Raw genomic sequence first — 24,941 nt, forward strand, 5'->3', positions numbered from 1 at the left:
CGGCGAGCCCGGCTGCAATGCAGCCGCCAAGCGTGGCGTTATGCCCGAAGTGCGGGGGCTCGAAGGGCAGCATCTGGCCACATTCATCCAGCTGCGCTTCGATCTCGCTGAGCGGCGTACCGGCCTTCGCGGTGATCACGAGCTCGGCCGGGTCATATTCGATAATTCCGCGATGCGCCCGGGTATCGACTATCTCGCCTTGCAGCGCCTGCCCGTACCAGTCCTTCGTGCCGCCGCCGCGAATCCGTAGTGGGGTGTTGCTCGCCGTCGCGGCGCGTACACGCTCGGACCAGCTCGCGACAATGTCTTCCTCTGTCATGATGTCCCGCGTTTTATGGCTCTTGGGTCAGTGTATCGGCGCGTTCCCGCACGGCCACTCGTATAAACGTGGATACGTGTCGGGGCCGAATGCCTGAAAACAACCGCCGATGCCTGAAAGGGACGTTTACCACCACGCAACGTTTAGAAGCGCCGCCTAAACACACCGCTTAAAAGCGTGGAATCTCGGGATGCGGCAGCAAGCCGCCGCGGATATGCATTTTTCCGTACTCGGCGCAACGCGCGCGTGTCGGGATGCCTTTGTCGGGATTGAGCAGGCCGGGGGGATCAAAGGCGCGCTTGATCGCGTGGAACGTGTCGCGTTCTTCGGGAGAAAACTGGACGCACATCGAGTTGATCTTTTCGATACCCACGCCATGCTCGCCCGTCACCGTCCCGCCTAGTTCCACACAGGTTTCCAGAATGTCACAGCCGAATGCTTCGGCCCGGTGCCATTCGTCCATATCGTTGCCGTTGAACAGGATCAGCGGATGCATGTTGCCGTCGCCGGCGTGAAACACGTTCATGCAACGCAGTGCATATTTGATCTCCATCTCTTCAATACGCGCGAGCAGCGGCCCGATCTGGCGGCGCGGCACGGTGCCGTCCATGCAGTAATAATCGGGAGATATACGTCCGGCGGCCGGAAATGCGTTCTTGCGTCCTGACCAGAATTTCAGCCGCTCAGCCTCGGAGCGCGAAATCTGGATGCGGTTCGCGCCGAATTCGCGCAGCACCGCCGTCATCCGCACGATTTCCTCCATGACTTCGTCGTGCGTTCCATCCGATTCGCACAGCAGGATCGCCTTGGCGTCGAGGTCATAGCCCGCTTTCACAAACTCTTCCACGGCGCGTGTGGCAGGTTTGTCCATCATTTCGAGTCCGGCAGGAATGATGCCGGCCGCGATGATCGCTGCAACGGCGTTGCCGCCTTTCACGACATCGTCGAAACTTGCCATGATCACTTGAGCCGTTTGCGGCTTGGGAATCAGCTTGACGGTGATTTCCGTGACGATGGCGAACATGCCCTCACTGCCGATTAGCACGGCCAGCAGATCGAGCCCCGGCGCATCGAGCCCGAGCGAACCGAACTCGAGGATCTCGCCTTCCATCGATACGGCCCGCACGCGCATCACGTTGTGACACGTCAGACCGTATTTGAGGCAGTGGACGCCGCCGGAATTCTCGCTGACATTGCCGCCGATGGTGCAGGCAATCTGCGATGACGGATCGGGCGCGTAATAGAGCCCATAAGGCGCGGCGGCCTCGGATATAGAGAGATTGCGCACACCCGGCTGGACCGTTGCCGTACGCGCGTACGGGTCGACTTCCACGATCTTGCGAAAGCGTGCGAGCGATAACACGATCCCATGCCGGATCGGCATGGCCCCGCCCGACAAGCCCGTGCCCGCGCCACGCGGGACGATAGGCACGTCGAGCCGCGCGCAGATTTGCACGACACGCTGAACCTGCGCTTCGGTTTCGGGCAGCGCGACCGCTAAAGGCAAGCGCCGATATGCCGCGAGCCCATCACATTCATACGCGGCCGTGTCTTCCTCGCGATACAGCAGACAATGCGTCGGCAGTACGGCCATCAACGCCTGGACCACTTCGCGCTGACGTTGCGCCAGCACTTCCGGCGAAAGCTCGGCGGGTGCGTTCATGTCTCCTCCCGGCGGTTTGTGCTCTGGAGTATTTCCAAAAAGCAGATCGTTGATCTTGCACCCGCGCGTCTCTGCCGTCGATTGGGCTAATTACGGGGACGGAGCCTCTTTTTAGTCCAGCGCGTTTGTGCACCGGACACCTCTAGCGAACGATCAAGCGTCGTACGAAAAGATCTTGCCCGGGTTCATCAGGTTTTTTGGATCGAGCGCATGTTTGATCGAGCGCATCACACTGATCGCGTCCTCGCCGTGCTCCTCGATCATGAAGCCCATTTTGTGCAGCCCGACGCCATGCTCGCCAGTACACGTTCCGCCCATGCGCAGCGCACGCTGCACAATGCGATGATTGATCCGCTCGGCTTCCTCGAATTCCTCGGGCTTGGTGGGATCGAGCAGCATGGCGACGTGAAAATTGCCATCTCCGACATGGCCGACGATCGGGCAGGGCAGCGTGCTTGCGTTCAAGTCCTGCTCCGTTTCGATCACGCATTCGGCGAGCCGTGAGATCGGCACGCAGACGTCCGTGGTCACGGCACGGCTACCCGGCTTCAGTTGCAGCATCGCGAAATAGGCGTTGTGACGCGCGTTCCAGAGACGGCTGCGGTCTTCGGGCCGAGTCGCCCATTCGAAATCGGCGCCCTTGTTTTGCGCGACGATTTCCTGAACCGTTTCCGCTTGTTCCTTCACGCTGCTTTCCGTGCCATGGAACTCAAAGAACAGCATGGGCGATTCGCGGAACGTGAGATTCGAATGGCGGTTGATGGCGCGCACCGCGAGCGAATCCAGGAACTCGACACGCGCCACCGGCACGCCCATCTGGATGGTTTCGATGGTGGCGCGCACCGCGTCGCCCATCGACGGAAACGCGCATGCCGCCGCCGATACCGCTTCCGGTTGCGGATAAAGCCGCACGGTGATCTCGACGATCACGCCAAGCGTGCCTTCCGAGCCGACGAACAAGCGCGTGAGGTCATATCCCGCCGACGATTTGCGCGCGCGGGTTCCGGTCTTGATGACGCGGCCATCGGCGAGCACGACGCTGAGGCCGAGCACGTTCTCGCGCATCGTGCCGTAGCGCACGGCGTTCGTGCCCGACGCTCGCGTGGCTGACATTCCGCCGATGCTCGCGTCCGCGCCCGGATCGATGGGGAAAAACAGACCGGTGTCCTTTAGCGCTTCGTTCAACTGCTTACGCGAAATGCCCGGCTGGACGGTGACCGTCAGGTCCTCGGCATCGATCGACAACACCTGGTTCAACCCGGACATGTCGATGGATACGCCGCCCTGAACCGCCAGCAAATGGCCTTCCAGCGACGAGCCATTGCCGTATGGAATCACCGGAACATTGTGTTCGGCGCAGAGCCGGACCACGGTCTGGACGTCTTCCGTACTGGTCACGAACACGACAGCGTCAGGCAGTTGCGGATCGAACGGCGATTCGTCGCGGCCGTGATGCTCGCGAACCGCGGCAGCAGTCGAGACACGCTCGCCGAACGCGGCTTTCAGCGCGTCGAGCAGGGCAGTGGGGAAGGTGCGGCGGACAGCGGGCGGCGGGACGGGATGATTCACGGCATGTCTCCGGACATCGGTGTAATGGGATGTTGGGATGCAGGAAACCTCGCATCGAAATGCGGGATTCATGCGTTTTATGAGCTTATTTTACGCTGATAGCCCGCATCGAGCCCGCGCCCGGGCGCTGCCTATAATGAGCGTGGACGCTGACCGGCGTTATGTGTCACCTGGAGAACATCATGGGCAATCGCCTGAGCAAGATATCGACGCGCACCGGCGACGACGGCACGACCGGCCTTGGCGATGGCAGCCGCGTGCAAAAGGACGACGCGCGGATAACCGCGATCGGCGATGTCGATGAACTCAATTCGCAGCTTGGCGTGCTGCTGTGCGAACCGCTCCCCGATGACCTGCGCACTGCGCTGTTCGCGATCCAGCACGATCTCTTCGATCTCGGCGGTGAGCTTTGCATTCCCGGGCATTCGATGATCGAGAAATCTCATCTTGCTCGTATCGATGAATGGATTGCCGAATACAACGCAACTCTGCCGCCGCTGAAGGAATTCATTCTGCCGGGCGGGTCGCGGGCGGCTTCCCTTGCACACGTTGGCAGGACGGTGTGCCGGCGCGCGGAGCGCTCGATTGTTGCGCTCGGGCGCGTGGACAAGATCAACGCGGCGCCGCGGCAGTATGTGAACCGGCTATCCGATTTGCTGTTCGTGCTGGCGCGAGTGTTGAATCGCGCCGATGGCGGCTCGGACGTGTTGTGGGACCACGAACGGAAGGTTTAGGACGGCCATGATAAAAAAGGCTGCGAGAATCCGCAGCCTTTATGTCGGTCAAACGCAATCAGTTCCCATTGCCCCGCGCCACACGCCGCTGCTTCACGGCGTCCGACAACCCTTCCAGCACGTTCAAGCTGTCTTCCCAGCCGATGCACGCATCGGTGACGCTTTGCCCGTAGGTCAGCTCGCAGCCTTCTTTCAGATCCTGCCGCCCGGCAACCAGATTCGATTCCACCATCACGCCGATGATCCGTTCATCGCCGCCTGCGATCTGCCGGCCGATATCGGCGCAAACCGGGATCTGGTTCTCGTGCTTCTTCGAACTGTTCGCGTGGCTCGCATCGATCATCAGGCGCGCAGCCAGTCCGGCCTTGCTGATGTCGTTGCACGCGGCGTTCACGCTCTCCGCGTCGTAGTTTGGCGTCTTGCCGCCGCGCAGGATGATGTGGCAGTCCTCGTTGCCGGCGGTCGACACGATGGCCGAATGGCCGCCCTTCGTCACCGAGAGGAAATGGTGCGGCTGCGACGCGGCCTTGATGGCGTCGACGGCAATCTTCACGTTTCCGTCCGTGCCGTTCTTGAAGCCGACCGGACACGACAACCCCGACGCCAACTCCCGATGCACTTGCGATTCCGTCGTCCGCGCGCCGATCGCACCCCACGAGATCAGGTCGGCGATGTACTGCGGGCTGATCATGTCGAGGTATTCGGTGCCGGCCGGCAGGCCCAGTTCGTTGATTCGCAACAGCAATTCGCGTGCGGTCCGCAGGCCGTCGTTGATCTTGAAACTGTTGTCCATATACGGGTCGTTGATCAAACCCTTCCAGCCGACCGTGGTTCGCGGTTTTTCGAAATACACCCGCATCACGATTTCAAGTTCACCGGCAAAACGCTGGCGTTGCTCGACGAGACGGCCTGCGTATTCCAAAGCAGCTTTGGTGTCGTGGATGGAACACGGCCCGACGATCACAATCAGACGGTCTTCCATGCCATGGAGGATGCGGTGCATCGACTGGCGCGAGTTGTAGATCAGGGTCGAAACCGGCTCAGCGCAGGCGAACTCGCGGATCAGGTGAGCGGGGGGCGTCAGTTCTTTCAATTCGCGGATTCGGACATCGTCGGTGTTGTGCGGGGGCATGCTGGTTCTCCAGGAACTCGTTTTTTGGTGCTGTGTTCGTTGGTCGTTACGTCCGACAGATCAAGGACAGTGCAAAAATCGTCAAAAAAGTGGGCATAAAAAAACCGCCAGACTGCGCTGGCGGTTTTTCGGGAAACTTGGGTTCTACAAAAACGACTCACCCCTCTCGATCCGCCAGCGGCTTGAGATGCCAAAAAAAGTAAAAATAAAACTTGGCGGACATGATGGTTTCGGTCGTTTGGAACTAGTTAAGCGTCTGGCTTTATAACCTTAAACACGCGCGGTTGGCAAGTTGTCAGCCTTCAAAATGCGGACAATCCGCGTGGTCGAGCTAAATTCTGCAGAAAATGTGAGCAATCCATGCGGTTTTCCCGCGCGACGCGCTCATATGTCTCATGAGGCGCGTCGCGGGAAAATCAGGGGTTACACGCTCAAACCGTGCCGCCCACCGTCATCTTTTCGATGCGCAAGGTCGGCTGACCGACGCCCACCGGCACGCTCTGGCCTTCCTTGCCGCACACCCCCACACCGCCGTCGAGCGCCATGTCGTTGCCGATCATGGTCACGTACTTGAGCGACTCCGGGCCGCTGCCGATCAGCGTTGCGCCCTTCACCGGATACGTGACCTTGCCGTTCTCGATCATGTACGCCTCGGACGCGGAGAACACGAACTTGCCGTTGGTGATGTCGACCTGACCGCCGCCGAAATTCACCGCATACAAGCCGTTTTTCACCGATGCCAGGATTTCAGCCGGGTCTTTATCGCCGTTGAGCATGTACGTGTTGGTCATGCGCGGCATGGGCAGGGCCGCGTACGACTCACGCCGCGCGTTGCCTGTCACGGGCATCTTCATGAGGCGTGCGTTCAGCGAATCCTGGATATAACCCTTGAGAATGCCGTCCTCGATCAAGGTGGTGCATTGGGTCGGATTGCCTTCGTCGTCGATATTCAGCGAGCCGCGCCGGTTCGGCAGCGTGCCGTCGTCGACCACCGTTACACCCTTCGCCGCCACCCGTTCGCCGATGCGCCCTGCGAATGCCGACGATCCCTTGCGGTTGAAATCACCCTCTAACCCATGGCCGATCGCTTCGTGCAGCAACACGCCCGGCCAGCCCGGTCCGAGCACAACAGTCATTGCGCCGGCAGGAGCCGGACGCGCATCGAGATTAACGAGCGCCGCGTGCACGGCCTGATCCACGTAGCTGGAGAGGATTTCGTCAGTGAAATAGGCGTAGTCGTAACGCCCGCCGCCGCCGCCGCTACCCATCTCGCGACGTCCGTCCTTTTCGGCGATCACCGTCACGGACACACGCACGAGCGGCCGGATGTCAGCAGCCAGCGCGCCGTCGCTTCGGGCGACCAGCACGACGTCGTATTCACCCGCGAGACCGGCCATGACCTGGACGATGCGCGGATCGCGGCCGCGCGCCATCTTCTCCACGCGTTCGAGCAATTTCACCTTCGCGGTGGCGTCGAGCGATGTGAGCGGATCGGACGGCAGGTATAGATCGCGACCGAACACGCCGGTTAGCGAGCTTGCCGACTTGATCTTGTGTTTGCCGCCGCCAGCCTTCGCAATGGCGCGTGTGGCAATAGCCGCCTGACGGATGGATTCCGGCGACAGGTCGTCCGAATACGCGAACGCCGTCCGGTCGCCCGACACGGCGCGCACGCCGACACCCTGATCGATGCTGAAGCTGCCCGATTTGACGATACCTTCTTCCAGGCTCCACGCTTCGCTGCGCGTGGACTGGAAATAGAGATCCGCGTAATCCACGCGGTGCGTGAAGATCTCGGCCAGCGTGCGCGTAATCGTGGATTCGTCGAGGCCGTAGGGCGTCAGAAGAATCTCTTTCGCGGTGGCGAGATTTCGGATGCCGGGTTCGATGATGTTCATTCGTTGCCTGTGGCGAAGTCTGTGGGGATTAAAAGCATTCTAACGTTCGAGTGTTCGTGCGACATCCTGACCAAATGGAGGGGGTCCTCCGTAAAACAAGCTAACCCGGACAAGCTAACCCAGCACGCGATGGCGATAAGCCGGCAGGCTTTGGCGGACCGACGCGATACGTGACGCATCAATCGTTCCGGCTACCACGCCCGCGCCTTCCGCCAGCACGGCCACGAGTTCGCCCCACGGGTCGATCAGCATGCTGTGGCCCCAGGTCCGGCGGCCGTTTTCGTGTTTTCCGCCTTGTGCGGCGGCGAGCACATAGCATTGGTTTTCGACCGCACGCGCCTTGAGCAGCGTTTCCCAGTGGGCCTCGCCGGTCGTGTAGGTGAACGCGGACGGCACGACCATCAACGCGCAATCGCCCATCTTCCTGTAAAGCTCGGGAAAACGCAGGTCGTAGCACACCGACAACCCCACGCGTCCAAACGGCGCCTCGAAGGTCTGCACTTCGCTGCCGGGACAGATCGTGCGTGCTTCGTCGAAGGATTCCGTGCCTTTCTCGAAGTTGAACAGATGAATCTTGTCGTAGCGGGCGACCTGCTTGCCGGTGGGATCGAAGACCAGCGTGGTATTGAGCACACGCGACGCTTCAGATGACTCTAGCGGCAAGGTCCCCCCGATCACCCATACGCGATGTTCGCGCGCCGCATCCGCCAGGAACTGCTGGATCGGGCCGTGGCCCGGCGTTTCGCGGATCGCGAGCTTGTCCGTATCCTTGAAACCCATATAACAGAAATATTCCGGCAGCAGCACAAGCTGCGCACCGTCGCGCGCGGCTTCGGCAATCAGCCGCCCGGCTTCCGCGATATTGCGCTCACGATCCGGCACGCTCACCATTTGCAGCGCGGCTACGCGGAACGTCCCGGGGGTGCTTTCGCTTGATCTTTCGCTCATGTCAGCCTGCTAGAAAGGGGGCGCGATGATGATCGAAATCGCCTGCCGCCAACCTTTAAACCGCTCAGTTGGGCACGGCTTCAGCGGGAATTTCGATCTTACCCTGATCGCCTTTCACCCGCTGAATGACAGGTTTCGACCACGAGCCCGTAATGGAATAGTCGATGGTGAACGCTTTTCCAATCGACTTCGACAGCAGTAGATCGGCCACCAGCGTGCCGAGCCCGAGCAAAGGATTGATCACCGCTGCGCCCAGTGCCACGGCGCCAGCGCTGACCGTCGGGATGATCTTGGCGTGCAGGTCCTGCGTTTCCTTCGGCAGATTGACCAGCCCCTTCAGCTCGACGCGCGCAGGCGCCGTAATCATCGTGAAATCGTTGGTGCGGCCGATGCCGTTCTGAACCACGCCCGAACCGGTGATCTTGTCGAACGGCAGCCCTTGGCCGACCACGTCCTGGAAATGCAGCGTGAGAAAGTGCGCCAGACTTTGCAGGCTGAGCACGCCGAGCAATTTCGCCGCGCCCGGATTGACCTTGAGAATCTGGCCGTGATGCAAATCGACGTCCACCCGGCCGTTGAGCGTGGGCAGATCCACTGCAGCGGGACTGCCATCCCAGCCAAGCTGGCCCGACACCGTCCCCTTGCCGCTTTTCACCGTACGCGGCAGGCCCAGCCGCTCGACTAGCGCGCCGGCATCGATGATGTCCAGCTTGAAATCGAGCGCGGTGCGGCGGGGGGCGTTGTCATCGGCGTCGGCCCGATAACCCACGGGACCGCTGATCGTGCGCCAGTTGGCCGTGGCAGAGAGCTTTGCGTCCGGGTTGGTCAGGTCCAGCTTGTCCAGATACCAGACCGGCACGTTGTCCTCCACGTCGTTGCGCGCGTCGACCTCCAGACGCCCAAGCGTGCGCCCGCGCACCACGAGCTCGTTCACGATCAGGTCGATCGACGGCATGTTGTTCGGCGGCTTGCGGATCATCTGCCCGACCAGATCGGCTTCCTCTTTGCTCGGAATCACGACTTTGCTGAATCGTGCCTGCAATGCACCCGGACTTTCCTTCGTCGCACCGGGCATCCACTCGGCATTCCCGGTTACCTGATCCGAGGCAATGTTCGCCTGCCACTTGCGGTCATCGCCACGATTGGCTCCGATCGATACATCTTCCCAGCGCCGGTTGAGCAGCTTGACCGTGGTGAAATGCAGCGCGAAGCGATTGGGCACGAACTGCTTCACGATCTGGGATTGAGTCTTCGGGTCGGGTTGCGGCATCGGCCCCAGTTCGGCGATGAGCTTGCGCCACGCATCGGCATCGAGTTCATCGATATCCACCGCGGCCGTCACGCCTTGCGCTGGCAGATCGGCCGGCTTGTTCACACCGATAGCACCACGCTCAACGGTCGGCGCCTCCTTGCCTACCCGCTTGAGCACATAGTGTGCATTCACCGGCCCGAGGGTGAGTTTCGCGTCGTGCTCCTGCGACGATCCGGCGACCGGCGCGAACGTGAAGGCGAACGGCATTGGCGTGCCTTCGCTCTTGTTGAAGGGCGCCGGGAAGTCCAGCCCGAGGCCGCTCAGATCGGAACTGGCCTCGACGCGCGGCAACGCGTTTTTCATCCCGCGCAGGTGCAGGTCGTACGGCGCGGTGCCGCTGATGTGCTTGAGAATGTGTGCAGCCTGCGCCTGATCGTGCGCGTTCAGGCCCTGGACAGCGTCGGCGCCTATGCGCCCGCTTACATCGAAGGCATAACTGCCGTCAGGTTTCACGTCGCCTGTGCCACGCACGTCGCCGCCCAGCAATTTCGCGGTGAGGCCATCGAGCGACACGGTCTTTTCGCCGAACCTCGCTCGCCCTTTGAGATTGGATAGCGGCGGAAATGCGCCGTATGCGAAGTCGTTGCCGTTGAACGTGAGCGCGCCTTTATAGCCTACGTGCTGCCGCATGCCCGGCGGCGGCGCGACACGCGGAATTAGCAGTTGCAACGCCAGCGCGGCGTTGCCGGTTGCCTGAATCTTCGTTGCCACGTGATGCGAGAGCGAGCCGAGCGAACTGTCTTCCACATAGCGCAGCATGTCGGTGACCGGACCGCGCGCGTCGGCGTCGATCACCAGCTTCGATTCGCGATTGCCCAGGTCCTCAATACGCCCCGTCGTCTTGACCACGCTCACGCCGAGATAACGGCCGCGTGAAATGTCGAAACCCAGCTTGTTTTCGGCGAGATGAAACGTCCCGTCGATACCATTGAACGCCGGCCACACATTCGGCGCTCCGTTCGCCATGGTCTTGGGCGGATAGGGCGTCGGCTCGAACTTGCCGCCGGTGAACGGTGCGACGATGCGGAACTGGCCGGCATCGGGGAACTTTGCGTAGGGAAATTTCGTGAGGTCGCCGTGAATCTCGATAGTGGCGTTGCGCGAGATGCCGGCTTGCAACGCGTGGCCCAAATACAGGCGCAATTTTTCGCTGATGCTCGTCGGCAGATAGTGCACAAGGCTCGTCACGTTCAGGCGCGCCGCCTTCGCCTTGAGATCGAGGGAACCTCGGCCTTCACCCTCGTTCCGATATTCCGCGGTGGCGCTTGCCTCGGTATCCGCGTTCCTCACGTGCAGCGTCTCCACGTGCGCGGCAATCGCCTTGTGCGGCTTGCCGGGTGCGTCGGTGAGGGTCCAGGTCACGCGGCCGTCGGCCTGGTCGAGCACGAGACGCGGGTTATCGAAGACGCCGGGCACGGTGATCGCGGTGTTCTTCGTATCGATGATCGCGCTGCCGTGATCCTGGTCGGCGTCAATACTGCCCCACAGGTTTTCCACGCCCGGAATCCCGGCCCGAGGATGGTTGTTGATCGTCAATCCCGGCGGCGGCTCCTGGGCCTGCACACTCACGCCGTGCAGGTCGCCCTTGACCGTGTAGCGCATCGGCGGTTCTGCGCCTGTCTGACGCTGAGCTCGTGCTTGTGCGTCGGTCGCGGGCCTGGGGCGTTCGGTTTCCAGTGTGTAATTCGCGATCTGGCCACGCGGGTTGAAGCGGATCAGATCGCTTTGCAACCTGGCCGGCAAAGGCAGCGTGCGCAAGAATTCTCCGAGGATGCCGAGATCGACGACATCGCCCGCCACGCCGAACATCTGCCCGCGCTTCAGGCTTGCCGCGCGGTATCGGCTGGTCAGCGAGTGAAAGGCGAGGAGGCGAGACACCGGCGTGCCGTCGGCCAGCGGTGGCTGGCCGAGTTCCGCGCGCAGGTTCTCGAGCTGCAGCGTGTATTCGTCGTCCTGCAGCGCGAGATTCCAGTTGAAGTTCGCGATCGGCACGTCGAGGCGCGGCTGTGTCGGACGCACGCGCAACGCGATGTCAGATCCGGTCAGGTTGCCGCCCGCCGTTTGCAGCTTGCCTCTCGCGAAGTCGAGCCAGATGCGGTTGTCGAAACGGCCGCCGTAGGTGGCGAACGGCATCGTCATGTAGCGCGAGAGCACGGGCAGATCGACGGGACCCGTCGACAGATACGCTTGGCCCGTCCAGTTCGCCGGCCGGCCGGGTACGCTGAAATGCGGCGTCCGGAAGTCCGCGCGAAAATCGAGTGGTCCGTGCAGCAAGTCGCCGTCGGGGGACGCCTGCAAAGCAACCCGGTGATGCGACCCGTCGTTGAGGATGGCGAGCTTGATGCGCTTGAGCGCAAGTTCCGGTGCGCTGCGCTCGCCGTCGTGCCAGCGCAGCGTGCCGTCGCGCAGCACGATGGCTTGCTGCCTCAGCAGCCAGGTCATGAACGCGTCGTTACCCGTGTGTTTCGCCTGGATCGGCACGCCGGCCACGCTGAACGCCCCGTCGGCGGCACGGGAGATGACGACATCGGGGCCATCGACGGTGAGATTCGAGAGCACAGGAGTGGGACCCAGCAGCGAACGCCACGCGACCGTGGCGCTGGCGTGCGGTACGGCGAGACCCGGCGTACCGTCAGCGGAGTCGATCCTGAGATTGTCGATATCGAACGAAGGCTGGATGCCGGACCACTTCGCGGTGATGCGTCCTATATGCAACTGTGCATGGATTTTCGACGACACCATCTGCTCGATGCGCGGCCTGAACGCATCGATCTGGGGAAGCACGGCATAACGCAGCGCGAGGTAGATGCCGGCGACCGCGAAATACACTACGGCGACCAGCACCAGAAGGACTTTCAGCGCCCGCGATAATGCGAGCTCGGCGCGACCACCTAGCTTCACAGGTACAGCTTCGGGTGGGTCGGCGAATTCCTTTCGGTCGGACATGCTGCGGCGGGTCGGCGATATGGTAGGTTTTCAAGATTTGACGTTGAAATGTAACACAGCGCGCAGTGCAAAAAACTGCGGGAAGACGCTACGATGCGGCCGCCAAGCCGCGCCAGATGGCGTTTTGCGCATCGCGCGCGCGTTTGCGCAAAAGCCCCGGCATACCGCCGGACTTGTATGTGAGCAATGACTGAACCCGACCTTTCATGACCGACGCCGTTTTGCTGAGTTCCAGCGCTTCCCACTACGCTGCGCGCATGTACGCCGCGCGTCCCGACTTGCCGGCGCAAGTGGCCGAATGGTCGAAAGCGCCTATTCGCCGAGCGTGGATCGAAGCGCGGTTGAACGCGTTGTGCGACGAATGTTCGGCGTCGTCTTCAGGGTCGTCTTTAGCCACCGGCCGGCTTGATGAAGCCGTGCTCAAGACCGCGCTTCGGCGGCTGCGCATTGAGGTCTTCTGCACGGTGATGGAACGCGATCTCGCTGGCCTCGCGCCTGTTGCCGAAGTCACGGGCGCAATGACCGATCTCGCCGAGCTGACCATCCAGCGCGCGCTTGCCGTGTTGTCGGCGGATCTGGAAGTCACGTTCGGCGAGCCGCGTGGGCCGGATGGGCAGCGTCTCACGCTGGGTGTGGTGGGAATGGGAAAACTCGGCGGGCGCGAGTTGAATGTGTCGTCGGATATCGATTTGATCTTCGTGTATGAAGAAGACGGTGAGACGGCTGGCGGCGAGCGCGCGGGGTTATCGACGCAGGAATATTTCACGCGGCTCGGCCGCAAGCTGATAGGCGCATTGGCCGAGGTGACGGAAGACGGTTATGTCTTTCGCGTCGATATGCGTTTGCGGCCGAACGGCGACGCCGGTCCGCTCGCGTGCGGGCTCGGCATGCTCGAAGAGTATTTCTATGTGCAGGGCCGCGAGTGGGAGCGGTATGCGTGGATCAAGGGGCGCCTCGTGTCGGAGAGCGAGAGCGAAGCGGCGCAACGGCTCGCGAAGCAACTCGATGCGCTCGCCAAGCCGTTTATCTACCGGCGCTATCTCGACTACGGCGTGATCAGCGCGATTCGTGCGCTGCATCTGCAGATCCGTCAGGAAGCGCAGCGGCGCGCGTCAATGCGTCCTGACAAAGCCGACGACATCAAGCTCGGCCGCGGCGGCATTCGGGAGATCGAGTTCAGCGCGCAAGTGTTTCAATTGATTCGTGGCGGCCAGATTGCCGACCTGCGGATTCGTCCGACCTTGTCCGTGCTGAATCGCGCGGCGGCGCACGGGTTGATATCGGCGACTGTGTGCAGCGAACTCAGCGAGGCCTACTTGTTTCTGCGCAAGCTCGAGCACCGCTTGCAGTATCGAAACGATGCCCAGACGCACGCGATGCCGGTCGCGCCGGACGATCGCGCGGTGCTCGCCGACACGATGGGTTTCGCCGACTACGCGGCGCTCACGGAGGCGCTGGAGGCGCATCGGGCGCGCGTGGAACATCAGTTCGACCAGATTTTCGCCGATAAGGTAAATGGCGATGGCGGTTGCGCGGTTGCGGAAGATTCGGCGGCGTCGTGGGTCTGGAGCAGCGCGCTCGCCGACGACAGCGCCGAAGAGCAGTTACTCGAACACGTGACGCAACTCGGTTTCACCGATGCCCCCGCCGTGCTGGCGCGCTTGCGCAGCGTGTGGACATCGACGCGGTATGAAGGTTTGCCCGAGCGCAGCCGTGAACGTTTCGATATCGTCGCGCAGCGCGCGCTCGAAGCCGCGCAGCGCGCCCAGCCGCCCGAACGGCGCGGCGACACCATCGCCCGGCTGTTCGACCTGCTCGAAGCGGTCAGCCGGCGCGGCGCTTATCTTGCCTTGCTGACCGAATATCCTACGGCGCTCGAGCGGGTATTGTCGGTGCTTGGTGCGTCGCGTTGGGCGGCGGGTTATTTGATTCGCCATCCGCAACTTCTCGATGAATTGCTCGACGACGAGGTGATCGCGAGCCCGTTCGACTGGTCGCAGTTCCGAGAGTCCTTGCGTGCGCAGATTGCCGCCGCCGATGGCGCCGAGCAGCAGATGAACTTGCTGCGGCACGCGCATCAGGCTGAGGTGTTTCGCATTCTGCTGATCGATCTGGGCGGCAAGCTCACCGTCGAACATGTGAGCGATTTGTTGTCGGCACTTGCCGATGCCGTGCTCGATGTCACTATCGAAACGGTGTGGTCGCAGTTTCCCAAGCGCCATCGCGAGGTGCCGCGGTTTTCTGTGATCGCTTACGGGAAGCTGGGCGGGAAGGAGCTTGGCTACGCGTCGGACCTGGATCTGATCTTTCTCCACGACGACCCCGATGAAGCCGCCTCCGATATCTACGCGATGTTCGCGCGCCGCCTTGTCACGTGGCTCACGACGGCTACGGGCGCGGGCACCTTATTCGATGTCGATTTGCGGTTGCGTCCGAATGGCGAATCGGGTTTGCTGGTGACGAGTCTGGAATCGTTCCGGCGTTATCAGATTCGTGAAGGCGATGCGGCGAATACGGCATGGGTCTGGGAGCATCAGGCGTTGTCGCGCGCGCGTTATTGCGCCGGCGATGCCGAGATTGGTGCACGTTTCGAAGAGATTCGCGCTCAGGTTCTCACGATGCCGCGAGATGCTGCTGCGCTGGCGCAAGAGATCGTCGCGATGCGTGATCGGGTGGATGCCGGGCATCCGAACCGGAGCAAGTTGTTCGACCTGAAGCACGACCGCGGCGGGATGGTGGACATCGAGTTCATCGTGCAGTTCTGGGTGTTACTGCACGCGCGGGAAGATGCTGAATTCGTGCGCAATATGGGCAATATTTCGCTGTTACGGAGGGCTGCGGAGTTTGGGTTGATTAGCGCCGATGAGGCTGAAACGGTGGCGGCTGCGTATAGGCGGTATCGGAAGTTGCAGCACACGTTGAGGCTCGACGGCATGGAGAAGGCGCGGGTCGAACCGGACGTGGTTGCTGCGGAGAGGGACGCGGTGACGTCGCTTTGGAAGCGAGTGTTTGGTTAGGTGTTTTGCACGCGGCCGGACGGACGGGCGTGCTTCTGTCGGTCGGTGACGTGGGACCTACCCCGCGCCACTGGTGCGAGCCTATGCAGCCAGCATTTCCTTCGCATGCTTGCGTGTGGTGGCCGTGATCTCCAGCCCGCCGAGCATTCGTGCGACTTCCTCCACGCGCTTCGATTTATCCAGTGGCGTAACGGTGCTGACCGTACCCCCGGCCGCATCGCCGGCTTTAGCCACCTGAAAATGATGATCGCCGCGCGCCGCAACCTGCGGCAAGTGCGTGACGCACAACACCTGCCGGTCGCGGCCCAGTTGATGCAGCAGACGCCCGACCACTTCGGCAACACCGCCGCCGATCCCGGTATCCACTTCGTCGAAGATCAACGTCGGCGTCGGGCTGGCCGTACTGGCAATCACCGCTAACGCCAGACTGATCCGCGCGAGTTCGCCGCCCGACGCGACTTTTGCTAGCGGCCGCAACGTCACGCCCGCATGACCGGCCACCCGGAATTCGATCTGTTCGAGCCCATTCGCGCCGCCCTCGGTGAGCGGCACGAGCGCGACTTCAAAACTCCCGCCGACCATCGATAATTCCTGCATACCCTGGGTGACGGCCTTGCCAAGCGCCTTCGCGGCTTTCCCGCGCGCCTTCGACAACACCGTCGCCTCCGCGAGATAAGCCTCTTTCGCCTTGGCCACCGCGGCGCGCAATGCATCGAGATCGGCGGCGGCATCGAGTGCGGCTAATTGCTTGCGCCGCTCGGCATGTTCCTCAGGCAAGGCTTCGGGCTGCATGCGGAACTTGCGCGCCGCCGAGTGCAATTGCTCCATCCGATGCTCGACCTGCGCCAGCCGGTTCGGATCGAGTTCAAGCCGCTGGGCGTAATGCGAGAGCGAATATGACGCTTCCTGCAATTGAATTTCGGCAGGTTCGAGCGAAGCCAGCACGTCGGCGAGCGCGGGATCGATATCAACCAGACTCCGTAGCTTCGACACGATCGCGGAAAGCTGCGTGATCATCGCTTCGTCCGATTCGGACAGCGCGTTCAGCGCACCCTGCACACCGTCGATCAAGCTAGCCGAATGCGACAGCCGATGATGCTCGGCGCTCACTTCTTCCCATTCGCCCGGCTGCGGCGCGAGCTTGTCGAGTTCGCTCAATTGCCACGCGAGACGCTCCCGCTCCAGCTGCAATTCGCGATCGCGGTTCTGCGCCAGCTCCACCGCATGCGTCGCGTCGCGCCATACTCGATGCGCTCGCGCTACTTTTTGCGCGCTGTCGAGCAGGCCGGCGTGGGTATCGAAGAGTTCTCGCTGGGCGTCCGGACGCATCAACAATTGATGCGCGTGCTGGCCGTGGATATCGACGAGCATTTCGCTCAACTCACGCAATTGCACGAGCGTGGCCGGTGTGCCGTTGATAAACGCCCGTGAACGTCCGCTCGAATCGACTACGCGCCGCAGCATCACGGTATCCGCGTCGCCGACGGCGAGCGCGTGCTCGTCCAGCCAGCGCGACACCTGCGCGTGAGTCGAAAACTCGGCCGTGATATCCGCGCGCGCCTCGCCGGTGCGCACGATGCTCGCGTCTGCGCGGGCGCCGAGCGTGAGCGCGAGGGCGTCGATGAGAATCGACTTGCCGGCGCCGGTTTCGCCCGAAAATACGGTGAAGCCGCGCTCGAACTCAAGGTCTAGCGCGGCGACAATGACGAAGTCGCGAATCGAGAGATGGCGGAGCATGGGCGTCTTAGAGTTTCGTGGCGTCTTCGTGCGAGGGATATTCGTTCCAATGCAGCTTCTTGCGCAGCGTAGCGTAATGGCTATAACCGATCGGATGCAGCACCGGCACGGTATGGCGCGAACGCCGCACTTCAATGGTGTCGTTCAGTTCGACAGCGGTAAAAGACTGCATGTCGAAATTCACGTTTACGTCGCGCCCGCCAATAATCTGAATATCGACTTGCGAGTCGTCGGGCAGAACGATCGGTCGGTTGGACAGCGAATGTGGCGCGATGGGCACAAGCACGAAACCCTGCAATTGCGGATGCAGGATCGGCCCGGACGAGGACAGTGCGTACGCGGTCGAACCCGTTGGCGTGGCGACGATCAGGCCGTCCGAGCGCTGGTTGTACATAAAACGCCCATCGACCGAGACGCGCAGTTCCGCCATGCCCGAAAAGCCGCTGCGATTCACCACGACGTCGTTGAACGCAAGCGCGTGATAGATCGGCACGCCGTCCCGGACAATGCGAGCCTCCAGCAAGGTCCGCTCTTCGCGCTCGAAACTGCCGGCCAGCATCTGCGGCACGAGTTCCTGCATTTCGGCCAGCGTGATGTCCGTGATGAAACCGAGCCGCCCGTGGTTTACACCGATCAGCGGCGTGCGATATGGCGCCAGCTGCCGGGCAATACCGAGCATGGTGCCGTCGCCGCCGAGCACGACCGCCGCGTCCGCGCGCGCGCCGATTTCGGGCGCGGTGAGCGCCGGGTAGTCGGTCACGCCGACGTCCTGCGCCGTTTCCGCTTCGAACACGACGTCGAAGCCGCGTTTCGCGATGCAAGCGGCGAGCGCCGTCAGCGGCTCCCTGATGCCGGGCGTATTGTTGCGCCCCACGAGCGCGACAGTCTTGAATTGGGTGCCAATTTCCATGCCGGCATTACACCATAGGTGAGTGTCGAAAAGAACCGCGAGCCGCGTCTGTCACGCCTGCGGGTTGTCTCGGGTTGCGTCCGGGGTGTCTTGGTACGCTAAGCCTCAGGCTTGACAGAGAATTGTCGTTAGAATGGTGCAGGTCATGAATTGATGACGGGTGAATGACAAAACAACGTCGGCCGTCATCGCAATAGTCGCTGCGCTCGCTGTTTCCTTACACGTTGAGCTAAAATTTCCCCATGCTAGACCCACGTGCCCAGACCCTCCTCAAGACGCTGATCGAGCGATATATCGCCGAAGGTCAGCCGGTCGGTTCCCGCACGCTGTCGCGTTATTCGGGACTCGAGCTCAGCCCGGCCACCATCCGCAACGTGATGTCGGATCTGGAGGACCTCGGGCTGGTGGTGAGCCCGCATACGTCGGCGGGGCGGATTCCCACGCCACGCGGCTACCGGCTGTTCGTGGACACCATGCTCACCGTCGAAACCACCGACGACGAAGCAATGACCTCCGCCGTCAAGATCAAGCTGCAAGGCGGCGAGCCGGCGAAGATCGTAGCTGCCGCCGCGAGCGTGCTGTCGAACCTGTCGCAGTTCGCGGGTGTCATACTCACGCCGCGCCGCAGCCACATGTTCAAGCAGATCGAGTTCATGCGCCTGTCCGACAAGCGCATCCTGCTGATCATCGTGACGCCGGAAGGCGACGTGCAGAACCGCATCATGGCGACCCAGCGCGACTATTCGCCGTCGCAGCTCACCGAAGCGTCGAACTATATCAACGCGAATTTTGCCGGTTTGTCCTTCGACGAAGTACGCCGCCGACTGCGCGAGGAAATTGACGCATTGCGCGGCGACATGACCTCGCTGATGCAGGCAGCGGTGGCCGCGAGTGTCGACGAAACGGATCAAGGCGACACCCTGCTGATTTCCGGCGAGCGCAACCTGCTGGAAGTCGCGGATCTTTCCTCCGACATGGCGCGGCTGCGCAAGCTTTTCGACGTGTTTGACCAAAAGACGAGTCTCCTTCAATTACTCGACGTATCGAGCCACGCGCAAGGCGTGCAGATTTTTATCGGCGGCGAGTCGAATCTCGTGCCGATCGAGGAAATGAGCGTGGTTACGGCGCCCTATGAAGTGAACGGGAAGATCGTAGGCACGCTGGGGGTGATCGGACCCACGCGGATGGCGTACAACCGCGTGATTCCCATTGTCGATATCACCGCGCGCCTATTGTCCCTCTCGCTCAGTCAGCAATAAGTCTTAATCGGCCGCAATCAAGCCGGCCGCCGGGCGAGTTCGCAAAAAGCCTGCAACAAGCCAGCAAAAAGTCCGCGAACCCCCGGCAGACAACTCATCTTGCCCTGTCCAAGACCTGTTCACCACTAGGCCGTCCGGCCGTGTTGCGTTCCGAAACGCGCCGCTATAATGGGTTTCACTGACTTACGCGGGCTTCACGGACCCTTTCCTTTATGCGCTACGACCTCGAGTTGCCTTCGCAGCCTTCCGCTTCGCATCGCGTTGCTGTGCTGCTGATCAATCTCGGCACGCCGGACGCGCCCACGCCAAAAGCCGTGCGCAAGTACCTTGCACAGTTCCTGTCGGATCCGCGCGTGGTGGAGATTCCGGCGTTCGTGTGGCAAGTGATTCTGCGGCTCGCAATCCTGCCGTTTCGCGGTCCGGCATCCGCTAAGAAATATGCCCAGGTATGGTTGCCCGAAGGCTCGCCGCTGCGGGTCTACACGGAAAAGCAGGTCGAGGGTTTGAGGCGCCTGTTCGTGGTGAACGACTATCACGTGATAGTCGACTACGCGATGCGCTATGGCACGCCCGGCATTCCGGCCATGATGAATCAACTCAAGCTGGAAGGCGCCGAGCGTGTGCTGCTCGTGCCTATGTATCCGCAATACTCGTCGTCAACCACGGCCACCGCTTTCGACGATGCATTCAACGCCCTGCGGCGCGTGCGCAATCAGCCTGAACTGCGCACCATCCGCCATTACGCCGACCATCCGGCCTATATTGGCGCGCTGGCCGAGCAGGTCCGGGACTATTGGCGGCAGCATGGCCAGCCTGACTTCGCATCGGGCGACCGGCTGGTGCTGAGTTTTCACGGCGTGCCCAAGCGCACCATGGATCTTGGCGATCCGTATCACGATCAGTGTCAGCAGACAGGTTCGTTGCTCATGGCGGCGCTTGGGCTGTCGCCGGTCGAATGCCGGGTGACGTTTCAATCGCGTTTTGGCCGGGCCGAATGGCTGCAGCCTTATACCGCGCCCTCGCTCGCCGAACTTGGCGCTGCGGGCGTGAAGCGGGTGGACGTGTTCTGCCCGGGTTTCACGTCGGATTGCCTGGAGACCATTGAGGAAATCGGCATTGAAGTGCGTGATGAATTCCTGCACGCCGGCGGCAAGGAGTTCCACCGGATTCCCTGTTTGAACGCATCGCCGGCCTGGATCAAGGCACTGGGCGAAATTGTCGCGCAACACCTGCAAGGCTGGCCGGTGCAGGCGCCGCAAGCGCTGAGCGCAGCCGCATAGACCATACGTCAATGAACTACCAGATCTCGACCGATTCCAGCGCGCGCCTTCGTATCGATAAATGGCTGTGGGCGGCGCGCTTTTTCAAAACGCGCTCAATGGCGAGCGACGCGGTTGAAAAGGGCCGCGTGCGAATTGGCGGTGCGAACGTGAAGCCGTCGAAGGATGTGCGTGTCGGCGATCTCGTGGAGATCGAGATTGAACACGTGCTTTGGCAGGTGAACGTGCTGGGAATCTGCGAAGTGCGCGGTCCTGCACCGATCGCGCAGAGCCTCTACGCGGAAACTGACGCCGGACGGGAAAAACGCGTGGCTGAGAGTGAGCGGAGGAAGACGTATCGCGAGCCGGCGGCCGCATTGCAGGGTCGCCCGACCAAGCGCGACCGGCGCATTATCGACAAACTTTCAGGTTCGGACTGAAAAAATGTTCCATGGTGGCCGACACGCCGCCGTACTCGGTTGTGCGGTCGTTCACCGCGCCAGACATGCAGATGGTCGTGGTGCCGCCAACGAGTACCAATGCGACGATCGCAATGGCAATGGTCAGTTTCATGGGCACCCCCTGTGACAACACAACGGATCAGAAAACAGGCGCTAGAGCTGACTTGATGCGAGCTTTAGCGATTAAAAGGCTGGAAATCGGGCATTCGTAAGATTAGGGTTAACTAGTGCCTCCGAAGACATGTTCGAAGTGTAGGCGAGCAAATCACCCGGCTCAATCTGAATCTGATGACATGCTTAAAATGGTTGTAACCGCCCGTTTCCTGAGCCTAGAAATGGCCCCGGAAAGCACGTGCAACCCCTTGAAAACGCTCAACTGAGCCTCAAATGCGTTTCTCAGGACGAACACAGGACGTCCCTCGCTTTACTCGCGCTGTCAGCAGTTGCGGCAGTTGTGTTTTTGCAACGTTGAGTTCGCGGTTATCATCGGCAGCTTTTTGATGGGCCGAAACCGCAACGTTGCTCCCGATTTCATCCGTTTTCACCCATAGCAAAATCTCAAGCGACATGGAAAACACGCAAGATAACTCCGCGAGCCAGAACCCCACGCCCGCCGACGAAACCACGGCGGCTCAAACCATTCAGCGGCCTGACGCGCCGGACGGGACTTCCGCACCGGAAACCGTAGACGCGAACGAAACCGAAGCATTGCTCGCCGAAGCGCAAGCACGGGCGACGTCGTTGCAGGAAGAGTTCTTGCGCGCGAAAGCCGAGACGGAGAATGTGCGGCGCCGGGCGCAGGAAGATGTGCAGAAGGCGCACAAATTCGCGATCGAGAACTTCGCGGAGAACCTGCTGCCGGTGCTCGACAGCCTGGAAGCCGCGCTGACGCATTCATCCACCGACCTGGCAAAAGTGCGCGAAGGTGTTGAACTGACGTTGCGCCAACTGACCGCCGCGCTCGAAAAGGGCCGCGTGGTCGAGGTGAATCCGCTTGGCGAGAAGTTCGATCCGCACCGCCATCAGGCCATTTCGATGGTGCCGGCCGAGCAGGACGCCAACACCGTCGTGTCGGTGTTGCAAAAGGGCTATGTGATCGCCGACCGTGTTTTGCGTCCGGCGCTGGTCACCGTCGCGGCGCCTAAATAACGTCGAGCAACGTATTCGCGAAACCGCCGTTGTCATGGCCAATATCCCCGTCGACGCCACAGCGTTTGCCGCTTTCGCCATGCAGGAATTGAGCGCTGAGACGTTCGATGCCGGCCTCGAGTCGGCGGCAGGCGAACTGGCCGTCGTTTTTTTCTGGGGTTTCGAGTGCTTCAACTGCGAAATCGCGAAGAAGGCGATGCTTGCAAAACCGGACGAGATCCGAGCACTCGGGCTGAAGTGGTTTCACAGCAACGTCTACGAGCACCGCGATCTCGGCCGGCGTTTCATGCTGCATGGCGTGCCAACGTGGTTCTTCTTCCACCGCGGCAACCGCCTTGGGCGAGCGACCGGCTGGCATGGGCTCAGCCAGTTCGAAGCCGCCGTTGGCGCCGCCCGCGAGAAAATCCGGGCGCTCGAAGCGAAGGCATGAGCCGGTTTCGCGAAAAAAGTTTCAAATCGGCTGAAAAAAAGCGGGATCTCGTCAGTTTTTGATCTTGAAAACGATGCGAACGCTCTTATTTGGCGTACAGGGTTAAATTTTGGGCGTCCGGCTAGCTGATTCGACCGTAAAACACGTCGAAAACGCAAAAGCGGACCCGCTGCAATCAAAGTCAGGAGAGTGATAAAAATGGGCAGAATCATTGGTATCGATCTGGGCACGACGAACTCGTGCGTCGCGATCATGGAAGGCAACACGGTCAAAGTGATCGAAAACGCGGAAGGCACGCGCACCACGCCGTCGATCATTGCTTACGTTGACGACAACGAAATCCTCGTCGGCGCACCGGCGAAGCGCCAGTCGGTCACGAACCCGAAGAACACGCTGTACGCAGTCAAACGGCTGATTGGCCGCCGTTTCGACGAAAAAGAAGTGCAAAAGGACATCGCACTGATGCCCTACAAGATCGTGCGCGCCGATAACGGCGACGCCTGGGTTGAAGCCCGCGATCAAAAACTGGCACCGCCGCAAATCTCGGCTGAAGTGCTGCGCAAGATGAAGAAGACCGCTGAAGACTATCTCGGCGAAGAAGTGACGGAAGCCGTGATCACGGTTCCGGCGTACTTCAACGACAGCCAGCGTCAGGCTACGAAAGACGCGGGCCGTATTGCCGGCCTGGACGTGAAGCGCATCATCAACGAACCGACCGCAGCCGCGCTCGCGTTCGGTCTGGACAAGAACGAAAAGGGCGACCGCAAGATTGCCGTGTACGACTTGGGCGGCGGCACGTTCGACGTCTCGATCATCGAGATCGCGGACGTTGACGGTGAGAAGCAGTTCGAAGTGCTCTCCACGAACGGCGATACGTTCCTCGGCGGTGAAGATTTTGACCAGCGCATCATCGAATACATCATCGGCGAGTTCAAGAAGGAACAAGGCGTCGATTTGAGCAAGGACGTGCTCGCGCTGCAACGCCTGAAGGAAGCGGCGGAAAAGGCGAAGATCGAGCTGTCGTCAGCTGCCCAGACCGAAATCAACCTGCCGTACATCACGGCGGACGCGTCGGGTCCGAAGCACTTGAACCTGAAAATTACGCGTGCGAAGCTGGAGTCGCTGGTCGAAGACCTGATCGAGCGCACGATGGAACCGTGCCGTATCGCTATTAAAGATGCAGGCGTGAAGGTCGGCGAAATCGACGACATCATCCTGGTCGGCGGTATGACGCGTATGCCGAAGGTGCAGGAAAAGGTTAAGGAGTTCTTCGGCAAGGAACCGCGTCGCGACGTGAACCCGGACGAAGCCGTGGCCGTTGGCGCTGCGATTCAAGGCCAGGTTCTGTCGGGTGATCGCAAGGACGTGTTGCTGCTGGACGTGACGCCGTTGTCGCTGGGTATTGAAACCCTCGGCGGCGTGATGACGAAGATGATCAACAAGAACACGACCATCCCGACGAAGCACGCGCAGGTCTATTCGACCGCCGACGACAACCAGAGCGCCGTGACAATCAAGGTGTTCCAGGGCGAGCGCGAAATGGCAGCGGGCAACAAGCTGCTGGGCGAGTTCAACCTTGAAGGCATTCCGCCGGCAGCACGCGGCACGCCGCAGATCGAAGTGAGCTTCGATATCGACGCGAACGGCATTCTGCACGTCGGTGCGAAGGACAAGGCGACCGGCAAGGAAAACAAGATCGTCATCAAGGCGAACTCGGGTCTGTCGGACGCCGAGATCGACAAGATGGTGAAGGACGCTGAAGCGAACGCCGAAGAAGATCATCGTCTGCGTGAACTGGCCGACTCGCGCAATCAGGGCGACGCGCTGGTGCACAGCACGAAGAAGGCGGTGGCCGAATACGGCGACAAGGTCGAAGCGGCTGAGAAGGAAAAGATCGAAGCGGCGTTGAAGGACTTGGAAGAAGCGCTGAAGAGCAGCACGGCTGACAAGGCTTCGATTGACGCAAAGATCGAAACGCTGGCAACGGCGTCGCAGAAGCTCGGCGAAAAGATGTATGCCGACATGGCTGCAGCGCAAGGTGCAGCTGGCGCGGCAGGTGCAGCGGGCGCAACAGGCGGCCCGGGTGCACAGGCAGCACCGGAGCAGCACGACGATGTCGTCGATGCCGACTTCAAGGAAGTGAAGAAGGACTGAGTCGATTGAACCGCATCAGCGATTCGTCGATGAAGGAACCGGCC

20 protein-coding genes are annotated in these 24,941 nt (G+C 61.3%); 9 read left to right on the forward strand and 11 right to left on the reverse strand.

The features are described 5' to 3' along the window. The 3 genes from EOS_RS29440 to EOS_RS29450 all read right to left on the reverse strand — a co-directional run. A partial coding sequence (locus EOS_RS29440; protein ID WP_047895722.1) for an FAD-binding protein occupies positions 1-319 on the reverse strand: 319 nt, incomplete at its 3' end. Between the two features lie 169 nt (positions 320-488). After that, a complete protein-coding gene (locus EOS_RS29445) occupies positions 489-1,982 on the reverse strand; it encodes an FAD-linked oxidase C-terminal domain-containing protein (RefSeq protein WP_047895723.1) in 1,494 nt (497 codons plus the stop codon). Positions 1,983-2,135: 153 nt separating this feature from the next. Beyond that, positions 2,136-3,551: an FAD-binding oxidoreductase gene (locus EOS_RS29450; RefSeq protein WP_047895724.1), complete on the reverse strand. Its 1,416-nt coding sequence runs from the start codon at positions 3,549-3,551 to the stop codon at positions 2,136-2,138. 182 nt (positions 3,552-3,733) lie between these two features. Between EOS_RS29450 and EOS_RS29455 the strand changes: the two genes are divergently transcribed. Then, the gene (locus tag EOS_RS29455; protein WP_047895725.1) at positions 3,734-4,285 is read left to right on the forward strand and encodes a cob(I)yrinic acid a,c-diamide adenosyltransferase; all 552 of its coding nucleotides are present in this window, start codon (positions 3,734-3,736) and stop codon (positions 4,283-4,285) included. Positions 4,286-4,343: 58 nt separating this feature from the next. Here EOS_RS29455 and aroG read toward each other — a convergent pair whose 3' ends face one another. Next, positions 4,344-5,417 carry a 3-deoxy-7-phosphoheptulonate synthase AroG gene (aroG, locus tag EOS_RS29460; RefSeq protein WP_047895726.1) on the reverse strand — a complete coding sequence of 358 codons (1,074 nt, stop codon included), beginning with the start codon at positions 5,415-5,417 and terminating at the stop codon, positions 4,344-4,346. Here aroG and EOS_RS47215 point away from each other — a divergent pair. Further along, the gene (locus EOS_RS47215; protein ID WP_160312542.1) at positions 5,416-5,685 is read left to right on the forward strand and encodes a hypothetical protein; all 270 of its coding nucleotides are present in this window, start codon (positions 5,416-5,418) and stop codon (positions 5,683-5,685) included. The genes aroG and EOS_RS47215 overlap by 2 nt on opposite strands. A 163-nt stretch (positions 5,686-5,848) precedes the next feature. Here EOS_RS47215 and tldD read toward each other — a convergent pair whose 3' ends face one another. The 3 genes from tldD to EOS_RS29475 all read right to left on the reverse strand — a co-directional run bounded on the left by tldD (position 5,849) and on the right by EOS_RS29475 (position 12,521). Further along, a complete protein-coding gene (tldD, locus tag EOS_RS29465; RefSeq protein WP_047895727.1) occupies positions 5,849-7,315 on the reverse strand; it encodes a metalloprotease TldD in 1,467 nt (488 codons plus the stop codon). Positions 7,316-7,429: 114 nt separating this feature from the next. Next, positions 7,430-8,263 (reverse strand): carbon-nitrogen hydrolase family protein, encoded by an 834-nt coding sequence (locus EOS_RS29470; protein ID WP_047895728.1) that lies wholly within the window; start codon positions 8,261-8,263, stop codon positions 7,430-7,432. Positions 8,264-8,327: 64 nt separating this feature from the next. Then, on the reverse strand, positions 8,328-12,521 hold the full coding sequence (locus EOS_RS29475) for a YhdP family phospholipid transporter (protein ID WP_047895729.1): 4,194 nt from the start codon (positions 12,519-12,521) through the stop codon (positions 8,328-8,330). Positions 12,522-12,727: 206 nt separating this feature from the next. Here EOS_RS29475 and glnE point away from each other — a divergent pair, with 206 nt between their 5' ends. Further along, positions 12,728-15,538: a bifunctional [glutamate--ammonia ligase]-adenylyl-L-tyrosine phosphorylase/[glutamate--ammonia-ligase] adenylyltransferase gene (glnE, locus tag EOS_RS29480; protein WP_047895730.1), complete on the forward strand. Its 2,811-nt coding sequence runs from the start codon at positions 12,728-12,730 to the stop codon at positions 15,536-15,538. 81 nt (positions 15,539-15,619) lie between these two features. Here the strand turns inward: glnE and recN are convergent, their stop codons facing one another. Both recN and EOS_RS29490 read right to left on the reverse strand, forming a co-directional pair. Further along, positions 15,620-17,275, reverse strand: coding sequence for a DNA repair protein RecN (gene recN / locus EOS_RS29485; protein WP_047895731.1), 1,656 nt, complete (start codon positions 17,273-17,275; stop codon positions 15,620-15,622). Positions 17,276-17,282: 7 nt separating this feature from the next. Beyond that, positions 17,283-18,185, reverse strand: a complete 903-nt coding sequence (locus EOS_RS29490) for an NAD kinase (protein WP_047895732.1) — start codon at positions 18,183-18,185, stop codon at positions 17,283-17,285. A 242-nt stretch (positions 18,186-18,427) separates the two neighbouring features. Here EOS_RS29490 and hrcA point away from each other — a divergent pair, with 242 nt between their 5' ends. The 3 genes from hrcA (at position 18,428) to EOS_RS29505 (ending at position 21,143) form a co-directional block, all read left to right on the forward strand. Further along, positions 18,428-19,444, forward strand: coding sequence for a heat-inducible transcriptional repressor HrcA (hrcA, locus tag EOS_RS29495; protein WP_047895733.1), 1,017 nt, complete (start codon positions 18,428-18,430; stop codon positions 19,442-19,444). 212 nt (positions 19,445-19,656) lie between these two features. Then, positions 19,657-20,724 (forward strand): ferrochelatase, encoded by a 1,068-nt coding sequence (gene hemH, locus EOS_RS29500; RefSeq protein WP_047895734.1) that lies wholly within the window; start codon positions 19,657-19,659, stop codon positions 20,722-20,724. Positions 20,725-20,735: 11 nt separating this feature from the next. Continuing rightward, positions 20,736-21,143 (forward strand): RNA-binding S4 domain-containing protein, encoded by a 408-nt coding sequence (locus EOS_RS29505; RefSeq protein ID WP_047895735.1) that lies wholly within the window; start codon positions 20,736-20,738, stop codon positions 21,141-21,143. Here the strand turns inward: EOS_RS29505 and EOS_RS47605 are convergent. Together EOS_RS47605 and EOS_RS46475 are read right to left on the reverse strand one after the other, a co-directional pair. Next, entirely contained in the window at positions 21,115-21,276 is a 162-nt protein-coding gene (locus tag EOS_RS47605; protein ID WP_167348975.1) for a hypothetical protein, read from the reverse strand. The two genes, EOS_RS29505 and EOS_RS47605, sit on opposite strands and share 29 nt — an antisense overlap. A gap of 271 nt (positions 21,277-21,547) precedes the next feature. Beyond that, on the reverse strand, positions 21,548-21,742 hold the full coding sequence (locus tag EOS_RS46475; RefSeq protein ID WP_152693192.1) for a hypothetical protein: 195 nt from the start codon (positions 21,740-21,742) through the stop codon (positions 21,548-21,550). Here EOS_RS46475 and grpE point away from each other — a divergent pair. The 3 genes from grpE (at position 21,732) to dnaK (ending at position 24,897) form a co-directional block, all read left to right on the forward strand. Next, positions 21,732-22,313, forward strand: a complete 582-nt coding sequence (grpE, locus tag EOS_RS29515; protein WP_047895737.1) for a nucleotide exchange factor GrpE — start codon at positions 21,732-21,734, stop codon at positions 22,311-22,313. The two genes, EOS_RS46475 and grpE, sit on opposite strands and share 11 nt — an antisense overlap. Positions 22,314-22,347: 34 nt before the next feature. Further along, positions 22,348-22,743 (forward strand): thioredoxin family protein, encoded by a 396-nt coding sequence (locus tag EOS_RS29520; RefSeq protein WP_047895738.1) that lies wholly within the window; start codon positions 22,348-22,350, stop codon positions 22,741-22,743. A gap of 198 nt (positions 22,744-22,941) precedes the next feature. After that, positions 22,942-24,897 (forward strand): molecular chaperone DnaK, encoded by a 1,956-nt coding sequence (gene dnaK / locus EOS_RS29525; protein ID WP_047895739.1) that lies wholly within the window; start codon positions 22,942-22,944, stop codon positions 24,895-24,897. The last annotated feature ends 44 nt before the right edge of the window (positions 24,898-24,941 follow it).

Origin of the sequence: Caballeronia mineralivorans PML1(12) (assembly GCF_001028175.1) — a bacterium.
In the GTDB taxonomy this organism is placed as follows: Bacteria; Pseudomonadota; Gammaproteobacteria; order Burkholderiales; family Burkholderiaceae; genus Caballeronia; species Caballeronia mineralivorans.